Here is a 12,509-nt window from a genome sequence, read left to right on the forward strand (position 1 = left end):
CCATGAAGATTATTGATCTATTGAAAAAAGAAACAGTCATTATGAATCTGAAGGCTACTACGAAAGATCAAGTCATTGATGAATTAGTGGATCAATTAGACCAAGCAGGGTGCTTAAATGATCGATCAGAATTTAAACAAGCTATTTTAATACGAGAAAACCAAAGCTCAACGGGGATAGGAGAAGGAATTGCGATCCCTCATGCCAAAACAAAAGCTGTTAAAGAACCAGCGATTTGCTTCGGGAAAAGCGAACACGGAATTGACTATGAATCTTTGGATGGACAACCTAGTCATTTATTTTTTATGATAGCGGCTTCAGAAGGGGAACATGAAGAACATTTGGAAACACTATCACGTTTGTCAACAATGTTAATGAATGAAGAATTTCGACAAAGATTAATTCAAGCTAAAACGATTGATGAAGTTTTTCGTTTGATGGCTGATGCCGAAAAACAAATCGAGAACGAAGAGGAAATAGACCAATCAAAAGAAGAAATAGGAGGATCAAAGGGGTTAGTTTTAGCTGTTACAGCATGTCCGACCGGAATTGCTCACACGTATATGGCGGCAGATACGTTAAAAACGAAGGCAGGAGAGCTAGGAGTTCCCATTAAAGTTGAAACGAATGGTGCAACAGGTATTAAAAACGCATTAACTAAGGAAGATATCGAAAATGCAACGGCTATCATCGTTGCAGCAGATAAGCAAGTAGAGATGAATCGTTTCCAAGGTAAGCGAGTCATTCAAGTACCTGTAGCTGATGGCATTCATAAAGCAGAACAATTAATTCAAAAAGCCATCAACCAAGATGCACCGATTTTTCATGGAGGAAGTAAAGATTCGAGCAAAGAAGATACGAGTGAAAAGCAAGGTTTTGGTTTTTATAAGCATTTGATGAATGGTGTAAGTAATATGCTTCCCTTTGTAGTAGGGGGAGGAATATTAATCGCTCTAGCATTTGCTTTTGGTGGCATTGATACGAAAGGACCCATCGCAAAAACATTGATGCAAATCGGTGGAGATGGTGCATTTCATTTTCTTGTGCCCATTTTAGCTGGTTTTATTGCAAGTAGTATCGCTGATCGTCCAGGTTTTGCGCCAGGAGTGGTAGGAGGTTTTCTAGCAGCGACAGCTGGAGCTGGATTTCTAGGTGGGCTTATCGCTGGATTTCTAGCAGGTTATATCGTGCAAGGGTGTAAGAAAGTATTTTCGTACCTTCCCAACCAATTAGAAGGAATTAAACCTGTGTTGTTGTACCCCGTCTTTGGAATCCTAATTACAGGGGTGTTGATGGTAACCGTCATCAATGGTCCTGTTGTTACGATCAATAAAGCTCTTATTGCTTGGCTAAATGGCCTTAGTGGAACGAATGCCATCATTTTAGGATTGATTTTGGGAGGAATGATGGCGATAGATATGGGTGGTCCAATTAATAAAGCGGCCTTTACTTTTGGGATTGCTGCGATATCGTCTGGGAATTTTGGCCCCCATGCTGCGATCATGGCTGGTGGGATGGTACCACCATTGGGAATAGCATTGGCGACTACATTCTTTCGATCAAAGTTTACAGATGCAGAGCGAAAAGCAGGCATAACCAACTATATTATGGGAGCTTCCTTTATTACAGAAGGAGCTATCCCATTTGCCGCAGCAGATCCTCTTCGTGTTCTAGGTAGCTGTATTGTTGGATCAGGAATAGCAGGAGCCCTCACTATGTTATTTCAGATTACCCTCCCTGCTCCGCACGGTGGAATTTTCGTTATTCCTCTTGTGAATAAGCCGTTGCTATATATTTTGGCCATTTTAGTAGGATCTGTGGTAACGGCGTTGATTCTAGGAGTTTGGAAGAGAAAACTGCTACGATAGAAAATTTTTTAACAAGCTAAAAGAGGTGACCCAAAAGGTACTTATGTGCCCTTTGAGGTCACCTCTTTTTCACCAAGAAACAAATAAAAAATCACTTGCTTTATGTATTCCTGAAAATCACAAGTATATCAATATATGCTATCTATTTACTATGCTTGTTCTTCTTCCAATCCTGTACAAAAAATATGATGCTTGCTGTTACACCAAAGACACTAGCTAAAGTAATTCTCCATGTCGAATCTATGGACTTTCAACATTAAATTCCATTTTATTCCTCAATTTCTTCTTTCGAATTAAAAAAGAGCTTTATCTAAAAGAGGAAAATCCTCTTTTGAGTCAGCTCTTTTCTTCATACAATGCTTACTAACGTGTTTTTATTTTCTTTTTACGTCTGCGTTTACGCTCTTTTGGGATGGATAAAGAACCTTTATTCGGGGAATGTCCTTTTTTGTTTTTTGGCTTTTTCTCCCCTTTGTCTCTGCCTCTTCCTTTTCCGAAGTAAGGATGGTCTTCGCTGATTTGGATAGGGGTTTTATTTGGTTCTTTCGTAATCATTTTCAACGCAGCCGATAAAAGGGTAACTGAATCGGTATGCTCGAGTAGCTCTTCGGCTAAGGCAATATAGTTTTGGAATTCATTTTCTTCAACGACTTGAAGCAGTTTTTCAGTAGCGATCCGCTGTTGTCCTGCGATTACTTCATTAATGGTAGGGATTGATTGGCGTATCATTTTTCTTTTAATAGAACGCTCGATATTGCGAAGATGTTCTATTTCTCTATGGGTGACAAAAGTAGTGGCAATACCCGTTTTGCCAGCGCGCCCTGTACGACCAATACGATGAACATAGCTCTCAGGATCTTGAGGGATATCAAAGTTATAGACATGGGTGACACCAGAGATATCGAGTCCACGAGCAGCAACATCAGTTGCCACCATAATATCAATCGTTTCATCACGGAAGCGACGAATGACTGTATCACGACGAGCTTGTGATAAATCACCGTGTAATCCTTCAGCTGAATATCCCCGTTTATTTAACGCTTCGGAAATTTCATCTACACGCTTTTTCGTCCGAACAAAGACGATAGCTAATTCGGGAGATTGAATATCTAATAAATCGCATAGACTATCAAATTTTTGTTTTTGGGACATTTCAATGTAATATTGCTCGATTTTTGGCATGGTTACTTCTTTTGCTTTGATTTTTACTTCGATAGGATTTACCATGAATTTTTCGGCAAGAGCTCTGATGTCTTTGGGCATCGTAGCGGAGAAAAGTAATGTTTGTCGTTCGGCAGGAATTTCCGATAAGATCTCTTCGATCTCTTCGAGAAAGCCCATTTGTAGCATTTCATCTGCTTCATCTAAGACGACTTGGTTAATCGTATGGAGTCGAATGGTACGACGACGAATATGGTCTCTTAAACGACCAGGTGTACCTACAATGATTTGGGGTCTTTTTTTGAGAGAACGAATTTGTCGATTAATATCTTGTCCTCCATAAATCGGTAGTGCACGCACCTGTTTAAACTGGGCAATCCGGTTTATCTCTTCAGCTACTTGCATGGCTAACTCGCGTGTAGGTGTAATGACGATCGCTTGTACCTGATCTGATTCGATCGATACTTTTTCAATCAAAGGAATACCAAAAGCTGCTGTTTTGCCCGTACCAGTCTGGGCTTGTCCTAATAAATCATGACCTTCCATTGCAATGGGGATCGTTTGGGCTTGAATGGGTGTGGCTTCTTCAAAGCCCATAGCCCGAATTGAGTCAAGTATAGCATTACTTAGTTCAAGATCACTAAATTTAGCCAAGAGATCAGCTCCTTTTTTTGTTTGGTAGCAAAGGCATACAGATCCATTATCTAAGTAAAATCAAAGAATATATTGAGTGATTTTTTCATTAGTGTTTTTAATTTTTAATTAGCTATACCTTGTTTAGCTCCACTTAACAAAAAAGTCATTGGAAAATGATAGTAAATACCAATTTGTTGAAAAAATTTCTTATGCGGCCGTTTTCTTTTTCCGTTCGCTCATTTTACTTCTGATCATGTAAATAAAAAAGGATTGACGACATGCTCTTCAAAGCGACATTTAGCGCATGCTAGTCGTCAATCCTTTCTCATATCTTATGGACCTGAACGTGCTATGCATGAATTTCAAGTATATACGAAAAAGGAGTCAGGTGCAAATCAATTGATTGGCAAAAGTGGGAGCAATGTGGAAATAAAAATGTTCAACTGTAACTAAAAGTTTCCGATCCAATTCAGATTCTAGAGAAAATGTCATACTTATTCATTGGTATCCTTCTTGCATAGTCATGCAATGAAAAACATCTAGAAGGGAGCCATTGATGAATATGAATGGATCTAAAAAAGAAATGCATTTGTCGACAAAAGTGATTCATGCAGGTAATTCAATAGATCCGCTGGGCGCATTAGCTACTCCGATTTACCAAACATCTACTTTTGTCTTTTCTTCCGTTGATCAAGGAGCTAGTCGATTTGCTGGCGAAGAAGCAGGTTATATCTATTCAAGATTGGGAAACCCAACGATAGATGTACTTGAGCAAAAAGTTGCCACACTTGAAAAAGCAGAAGCAGGTCTAGCGTTTGCATCAGGCATGGCTGCTGTTTCCGCTGTGATCTTAGGGCTTGTCAAAACAGGGGATCATATCCTTTGTTCTAAAGGACTTTATGGTTGTACTTATGGCTTTTTCAATTGGTTAAAAGAGAGGTTTGGTGTCAATTTCTCATTTTGTGAAATGACGGATGAAAAAACAGTGATGCAAGCCCTTCAGGATAAAACGAAAGTGATTTATATAGAAACGCCAATCAATCCCACGATGGAACTAGTAGACTTAGCGATGATCGCTAAAATCGCCAAACAAGCTGGAATTAAGACTATCGTGGATAATACATTTATGTCTCCTTATTTGCAGCGTCCACTTGAATGGGGCTGTGATATTGTTATCCATAGTGCTACCAAATATATCGGAGGGCATGGTGATGTGGTTGCCGGTCTTGCTGTGGGTTCCAAGGAATTGATCGATGAGATTCGATTGACCACACAAAAAGACATAGGGGGAATTTTAGCTCCTCTTGCTGCATACCTACTCATTCGGGGAATCAAAACACTGAGTGTGCGGATGGAGCGTCACTGTGAAAATGCACAAAAAGTAGCGGAATTTTTAGAATCCCATCCAAAAATCGCTGCAGTTTATTATCCGGGCTTAGCTAGCTATAGCCAAAACCCATTAGCCAAAAGACAGATGGATGGATTTGGTGGAATGATTAGCTTTTGTTTAAAAGGAGGATTTGAAGCTGGTATACGGATGATGAATCATGTGACTTTATGTAAGAGGGCAGTAAGTCTAGGAGATGTCGAATCACTGATTCAACATCCCGCTTCCATGACACACGCAGTAATACCGAGAGAAAAGAGAATACAAATGGGAATATCGGATGGACTTATTCGCTTATCAGTCGGTCTTGAAGATGTCGGGGATATCATCGAAGATTTAGAGCATGCACTTTTATATGTCTAGATCAGGAATGTTGATTAACCAAAAATAGGTAAGAAAGGGAGGCATTTTTCGACTCAGTCGACCTCATGCCCCGCTCTACGGGATAAGAAGTTCTAAGAGGCAAAACCTATAAGAACTTCTATCATGTCTTACCTAGCGGAAATGAATGGAATCAGAGGGGCTTTTAGCGCAATGACTTCCGCGTGTTACTTCCATACGGCTTTGCCCGTTCCATCTAAAAGAAGCCCGTACCACCTTCCTTGTGCACTTGTGATACGGGCTTCTAAACGGAATATAAGGATTAGTAAGTGGAGATATCCTCTAGATAGATGGATGGGATCTAAAAGGATCATTCACAGTTTAACTTCTCTATTTTTTGGGATGCCATTCGGCTACTTTTACTAGTTGTTTCCCAAGATTTTCACCCTTAAATAAGCCGAGAAATGCTTTTGGTATGTTTTCAAATCCTTCCACAATGTTTTCAGCATATTTAATTTTTCCTTCTTTCACCCATTGGGATAGTTGAAGTAATCCTTCATTAAAACGCTGACTATAGTCACCGACAATAAATCCTTTCATGAGAGCACTATTGATTAGCAAGGCGGTTTGAGCTCTTGGACCAATATCCGCTTTTTCAAGGTTATATAGGGAGATTTGGCCACATAGTGGGATGCGAGCCCCTTTATTGATTAAAGAAAGAACTGCATCAGAGATGTCTCCGCCTACATTATCAAAATATACATCAATACCATTAGGACAAGCTTCTGCTAAAGCTTTTTTCATATTTTCAGTCGTTTTATAGTTAATAGCGACATCAAAGCCAAGTTCTTTAATTAAGTAGTCAACTTTTGTATCGGAACCAGCAATTCCAACTACTCGACATCCTTTGATTTTGGCGATTTGCCCTACAATCATACCAACTGCACCTGCTGCACCGGAGATGACCACGGTTTCGCCTTGCTTAGGTTGTCCAATATCAAGAAGACCAAAATAAGCCGTTAGTCCTGGCATCCCTAGTACACCCAGCGCTGTACTAATAGGAGCTAAGGTAGGATCGATTTTGGTGACTTGATTAGCTTCTACTGCATTATATTTACGCCATCCAAGATAGCCTACAACCACGTCTCCCACATTTAGATGATCTGCCTTCGTCTCGATGACTTCTCCGACCACTCCACCTATAATCACTTCATGTAAAGCATAAGGAGGAACATATGATTTTTTATCACTCATTCTTCCTCGCATATATGGATCAACAGAAACATATAAACTGCGAACAAGTACTTCTCCTTCTTTTATAGTGGGAATAGAAGTATCTAATATTGAAAAATTATCCTCATGAGGTAGCCCTTTTGGTCTACTTACTAATAGAATTTCTTGGTTTTTCTCCATAATCGTTATCTCCTTTCTTATTTCAGTTTCTCTTATTTAAGCACTGTTTATGAATACAGACTAAGTTTATCATACTAAATAAACTAAATAAACCTTTTTAGTCTACTTTCTAAGAATCGTTGATTGGTTATAATAGAGATAAGGATCTGAAGATAAATGATGAAAGCCATGATTTAAGAAAGTGTGAGGTGAAAAATCTGCCACTATAACATAGTTGCAGGATGATATGAGAATAGATTGTAAAAAATGTATTGATAAATTGCTTCCGATCATTCAAAAAAAGGGATTTAACGCACTTAAAATTGATGATGTAGCGAAATATATGGATATTAGTAAGGCAACCTTATATAAATATTTTTCCTCAAAAGATGAGATTGTTGAAAAAGTCGTTGATGTTTATGTTGATTGTATTAAAAATATTGACCAACTCATTGTGAATGAAGAAGCCCCTTTTTCTATTCGTTTCCAAAGGTTATTTGAACAATCAATGTTAATTGCTGTTTATATCTCAGATATCTTTTTGGAGGATCTTAAGACTTCGTATCCTCAATTACTAGATAGAATCACTCAAGCACAATTGGAGCGAAGCTGGCATCTTGATCAATTTTATGCTTCTGGAGTGAGTCAAGGTGTATTTAATCCGATTCACTTTAAATTATTTATGTTTCAAGATGAGATCATGTTACGCAAAATCATCCAGCCGAATTTTCTTATTCCCAATGATTTAACGATCAAACAAGCAATCTATGAGTATTATACTTTAAAAAAATTACAACTTTTTAAACCAGAGTATCTCGAACAAATGGATGACTCATTGATCAAAGGTGCGATTCATACGATTGTTCAGAAGTTGACGTATCCGTATACTACATAATGCTGTAAAGTGTTTAACATCTATTTATTTTAAAGAAGAAAGGAGTTATATTGTGAATTATGCGACTTTCAAGATTCAGACAGTTAACCGGGTTGGTATTACACATGATATTGTTGGACAATTAAGGCAAATGGATATTATTCGTATGGAAGTTAAGCCACGCTACATCTATTTAAAAATAGACATTATGGAACAAAGCTTAATCAATAAAGTTATTACTAGCATACAGAAAATTATCGGGGTAGAAAAAGTGGAGGTGATTAACTTTCTTCCTTCTGAAATTAGAGAAAACCAAATGAATACCATACTTTCTACGGTATCTGAAGGAATTATTTCACTAGATCATCAACTTCATATAAAAACAGTCAATCGAGCTGCAGAAGAAATGCTCGATATGAATCAGAAACAACTGATTGATCAACCCATCCGTCAGTTATGGAAAGGTATTAAAAAAGAGATCAAACGTTGTTTGTTTGAAGGAGTCGAAATTCTGAATATACCTACAGTGGTCAAGACAGTCAAAAGAGGCGCTTCGCAACTGATCTTGAGTTATCTTCCTATCAGGACCAAGGAGGAAAGTCAAGGGATTGTCATTGTTTTACGAGATATGAAGCAAATTCACGGAATTATTCAATCGGTGAAAGAAACAGGAATGGTTCCGTTTGCTGGAATTATTCATAATAGTGGGAAGATGAAGCGATGTATAGAAATAGCAAAAAGAGTGGCGAAAAGTGAAGCGACCATTTTTCTACATGGGGAAAGTGGAACAGGAAAAGAGCTTTTTGCCAGAGCCATCCATTTTGAAAGCGAAAAGGCGAATGGCCCCTTTATCCCAATGAATTGTGCTGCGATTCCTGAAACTTTATTAGAAAGTGAATTGTTTGGTTATGAGGAAGGCGCTTTCACTGGAGCGCTTAAAGGAGGAAAAAAGGGATTAATCGAAATGGCACAAGGTGGAACTTTATTTTTAGATGAAGTGGGGGAGCTTCCTTATCATCTACAGGCAAAATTACTTCGAGTACTTGAAGAGAGAGCCATTCGTCGATTGGGAGGACATAAGCTAATTCCGATCGATATTCGTATTATCGCGGCAACGAACCGTGATATTTCAGCCATGATTGAGGAGGGAACGTTTCGAAAAGATTTATACTACCGTTTACATGTCATTCCTATTTATATCCCTCCTTTACGAGAGCGAATAAGTGATATCCCATTATTATCAGACTTCTTTATCAAACAGTTTTGTCATCTCATCCATCGCCCACCACTTTCTCTTACTTATCAAGCGATTCAATTCCTACAGTCCTATCATTGGCCTGGCAATGTGCGTGAATTAAAAAATGTTATCGAGCGAACAGTCTACCTTTGTCCTGACGATTTAAACGAACTAGAGTCCGTTTATTTAGAACAACAATCAACGATAGCTTCCTGCCATCCATATGATTCGAAAAAAAGTTTTAAAGAGAAGATAGAGGCATATGAAAAAAAATTACTCATTGAAATCCTCAAGACATGTAAATCAGCCCGTCAAGCTGCGAAACAAATAGGACTTAGTCATACGGCTGTATTAAAGAAGATAAAAAAATATGGGCTAGATGATTACTATACTTATATCTCATGATAAGGGAATGATTTAAAAGGATTGGATTTAATAAGGTTATTCTAAAAAAATGCCCGTATCACATTTGAAGTAGTACGGGCTTCTTATATTTCACTTCATTGGAGTAAACCAATAAGAAAGCATACGTTCCTTAAAAAATCAGCAGTGCACCTCCAAAGAAGATAAAACCAAAGATTAGAGCCATCACACAATATCCCATAATGTCTCGAATGGATAAGCCGGCTAATGCAAGAATGGGTAAGGCCCAGAAAGGTTGAATCATATTGAAAACGCCTTCACCAAATGCGACAGACATGGATATTTTGCCTAGATATTGAGGTGAAGTTTGTTTTAGTGCCATTGCTGCTTCAATCGAAACAGGACCTTGTACGGCCCAATGTCCTCCACCTGATGGTACAAAAAGCGTAATGATGCAGGAAGCTAAATAATTCAAAAAAGGAAGGGTATAAACATTGGCTGTTTCTACAACTGCTTTTGCTAAAACGGTTTGTAACGGTTCGACACCTGAATGAGGAGTATAAGCCATTAAAGCCATAATTCCACCATATAAAGGATATTGTAATAAGAGAGAGCCAGCTGTTTTGGCTGATTCACAAAAGGCCTTTACATAACGGATCGGTGTCCAATGAAAGAGTAATCCTAAAATAGTAAAAAGTAATATCATCGAATCGATCGTTACTTTTCCTTTTAAAGGACCACAGAATACATATAAACCGGCTATAACGAAGATCAAATTTAAAATCCAAGCATTTTCTAATCTACTGGCAAATGTTTTACTAGGCTTTTCGATTTGAGTTGTTTCTTCTTCTAGTAAGAAATTGCGTTGAATCGGTTTGATTTCTTTTGGAGCCATCCATTTTAAGATGAATGGAAAAGCGATCAATGTAAGGATAATAGGAATGATGTTATATAGTGTAAAAATATCGTTTTCAAGACCGACTGTTTGTTTGGTCATTTTATAAATAATATTAAGCGAGCTAGTAGGATCGGCATTCGCTAATACAATCGAACTAGAAAAGCCAGAAGTCCAAGTGATAAAGCCCATATAAGCTGCAGCAACGACGTATCCGAAGTCAATCTCTTCCAATCGTTTGGCGATTTCTTTGGCAAGTATCGTTCCAATTACCAGTCCAAGACCCCAATTTAAAAGTGAACCCAATGCACCAGCTAAAAAGCACATAATGGCTGCCTGTACTTGATTTTGTGGATAGGAAGCTAAATATTTAAGTCCTTTTTTGATCAGAGGAGCTTGGGCAAGTGTAGTTCCACAAATTAAGATCAGGGTCATTTGTAGGGCAAAAATGAAAATATTTTGCTTACCCCAAACACCTTGATACCAAACATGTACCATATCTCCTAAGTTGGACTGTGGAACAAGGATCAAGTTAAGTAGAACAACGATAAGCGTAAGAATAATAGCAAATAAATAAGGATCAGGCATAAATCGTTGGATGTAACGAATAAAAATATTTGTGATACGTGCAAACATGATAGCACCTCCTGGTTCAATATATGTAGCATAAAATTTCAATTTATATAAAAATACCCTAAAATAGTTAGTTAATATCTATAAATAAAATAAGTTGCTTGAAAAGGTGCAATCGAAGGATGAAAAGGTAAAAGATCTATAAATGATGTTTTTATAAAAAAAGCCATCCTACTTTTATTTAAGTATGGATGACTTTTAATATTTAGAGCATGTTGTATTATAAATTGATTCAAAACCTAGATTGTTCTTAGAGTCAGAGTAAATCGCTTCACAGGGACAAGAGTTTCTAAGAGATTTACTCTTAGAAACTCTATGAGCCGTTTGTTTAAAGCTATGGGAGTGAGTTTAAAAGCGATGACGGCTTTTTTAGAAGGCAATCTCATTTCGTTTATTTTTCCAACTTTGTATAGTTCCCTTTGCTTGACAGCCGTTAATAGTAATGTACTTACATACTAATAAAAGAGCATATTTGCCTGGAGGAACTTGAACCTTTTTTTGCTTAACCGAATCGATACCGTAATCAGCAACAGGTTTCTCTTTATCATTGTATTTAATTATTCCCCAATTAATTTGACCCTCTCCTCCTTTGTTTTCAACATCGACAACGATATAGCCATTTTCATGAACAGTAATAAATTTGGAAAGGATGTGATCTTGTTTTACTGATGAAAATTGGATCTGATCTTTTTCTTGTAAAGTAGCAGCCGATACACTGATGCTAAAAATAAGGAGTAAAGATAACACGAAGCTAAAACAAATAGAAAAAGCCTTTTTCATTTAAAATCCACCCCTTCATAATTAAAACATGTTATAATTTTTATATAATTCCTATTTACGTATCCATCGTAATATAACTACCTAGCTAATTTTTTTAATATTTGGTTGGGTATGGATGCTAAAAATAAGCTATTAGATGTAAGTATCTTTGTTATTCTGTTTATTTCTATATGTTTCTCGGGAACAACTTTTATTTCATTGCGAAAAGGTGGAGGAGAGATCAATGGGGAAAAAGTTTCGTTTTGGGATCATTCATGCTAAGGATGATCCGGAATTGGAGGCCGTTTCAAAAGAATTACAGAATGTGGGAAGAATGCTTGAAGATATAAGTGAACAGATCAATGGTATTTTTGGGAAGGATCCAAAGAGTGGAGAAAATCAAGCGCAAACCAAAAAGAAAAGCTTTTGATATAAAGTTATTTATATTGAATGGGCCAATTGAAGTAATTTAAAAGGCCTCAGATTGAAGAAGGACATGATCAAGAGGCTTTTTTTAGTTAATTATTTTATTTAAAAAAGATGTTGACTTATTCACTTGTGCATGATATTATATTTTTTGTCGCCGCAAGAACGCGGTGAAACAACAGAAAGTGTTCCTTGAAAACTAAAGAGTGAACATGACTCGTTAATTCAAATGAGCAATCAAACTAGTAGCGGTAGCCCCAGAATCGTAGATTCCGGGACAAGAAGTACTAAGCTATCGTTAAGAACTACTTTGAGAGTTTGATCCTGGCTCAGGATGAACGCTGGCGGCGTGCCTAATACATGCAAGTCGAGCGGGGAGTTTTCCTTCGGGAAAGCTCCTAGCGGCGAACGGGTGAGTAACACGTGGGCAACTTGCCCCTAAGACTGGGATAACTCCGGGAAACCGGGGCTAATACCAGATAATCTTTTCGCTCGCATGAGCGAATCGTAAAAGGTTTCGACCACTTAGGGATGGGCCCGCGGCGCATTAGCTTGTT

At 37.8% G+C, this 12,509-nt stretch carries 9 protein-coding genes and 1 rRNA gene; 6 read left to right on the forward strand and 4 right to left on the reverse strand.

What is annotated here, in order from left to right; all coding sequences use genetic code 11:
- Positions 1–2: 2 nt before the first annotated feature.
- Positions 3–1,868, forward strand: coding sequence for a PTS fructose transporter subunit IIABC (locus tag DL897_RS16435; RefSeq protein WP_113660210.1), 1,866 nt, complete (start codon positions 3–5; stop codon positions 1,866–1,868).
- A gap of 363 nt (positions 1,869–2,231) precedes the next feature.
- Here the strand turns inward: DL897_RS16435 and cshA are convergent, their stop codons facing one another.
- On the reverse strand, positions 2,232–3,683 hold the full coding sequence (gene cshA, locus DL897_RS16440; protein ID WP_113660211.1) for a degradosome RNA helicase CshA: 1,452 nt from the start codon (positions 3,681–3,683) through the stop codon (positions 2,232–2,234).
- A 538-nt stretch (positions 3,684–4,221) separates the two neighbouring features.
- Between cshA and megL the strand changes: the two genes are divergently transcribed.
- Positions 4,222–5,415, forward strand: coding sequence for a methionine gamma-lyase (megL, locus tag DL897_RS16445; RefSeq protein WP_420824148.1), 1,194 nt, complete (start codon positions 4,222–4,224; stop codon positions 5,413–5,415).
- 348 nt (positions 5,416–5,763) lie between these two features.
- Here the strand turns inward: megL and DL897_RS16450 are convergent, their stop codons facing one another.
- Positions 5,764–6,786: an NADP-dependent oxidoreductase gene (locus tag DL897_RS16450; RefSeq protein ID WP_113660212.1), complete on the reverse strand. Its 1,023-nt coding sequence runs from the start codon at positions 6,784–6,786 to the stop codon at positions 5,764–5,766.
- 226 nt (positions 6,787–7,012) lie between these two features.
- Between DL897_RS16450 and DL897_RS16455 the strand changes: the two genes are divergently transcribed.
- Both DL897_RS16455 and DL897_RS16460 read left to right on the forward strand, forming a co-directional pair.
- Positions 7,013–7,660 carry a TetR/AcrR family transcriptional regulator gene (locus tag DL897_RS16455; RefSeq protein WP_113660213.1) on the forward strand — a complete coding sequence of 216 codons (648 nt, stop codon included), beginning with the start codon at positions 7,013–7,015 and terminating at the stop codon, positions 7,658–7,660.
- Between the two features lie 52 nt (positions 7,661–7,712).
- Positions 7,713–9,281, forward strand: coding sequence for a sigma 54-interacting transcriptional regulator (locus tag DL897_RS16460; protein ID WP_113660214.1), 1,569 nt, complete (start codon positions 7,713–7,715; stop codon positions 9,279–9,281).
- A gap of 130 nt (positions 9,282–9,411) precedes the next feature.
- Here DL897_RS16460 and DL897_RS16465 read toward each other — a convergent pair whose 3' ends face one another.
- The gene (locus tag DL897_RS16465) at positions 9,412–10,770 is read right to left on the reverse strand and encodes a TIGR00366 family protein (protein ID WP_113660215.1); all 1,359 of its coding nucleotides are present in this window, start codon (positions 10,768–10,770) and stop codon (positions 9,412–9,414) included.
- A gap of 366 nt (positions 10,771–11,136) precedes the next feature.
- Complete coding sequence (locus DL897_RS16470) at positions 11,137–11,547, reverse strand: hypothetical protein (protein WP_113660216.1); 411 nt, start codon at positions 11,545–11,547, stop codon at positions 11,137–11,139.
- Positions 11,548–11,770: 223 nt separating this feature from the next.
- Here DL897_RS16470 and DL897_RS16475 point away from each other — a divergent pair, with 223 nt between their 5' ends.
- Positions 11,771–11,956: a hypothetical protein gene (locus tag DL897_RS16475; protein WP_113660217.1), complete on the forward strand. Its 186-nt coding sequence runs from the start codon at positions 11,771–11,773 to the stop codon at positions 11,954–11,956.
- 302 nt (positions 11,957–12,258) lie between these two features.
- Positions 12,259–12,509: ribosomal RNA gene (locus tag DL897_RS16480) — 16S ribosomal RNA — on the forward strand; the annotation flags it as partial.

The sequence above is a fragment of the Thermoflavimicrobium daqui genome (assembly GCF_003313465.1).
GTDB lineage: Bacteria > Bacillota > Bacilli > Thermoactinomycetales > Thermoactinomycetaceae > Thermoflavimicrobium > Thermoflavimicrobium daqui.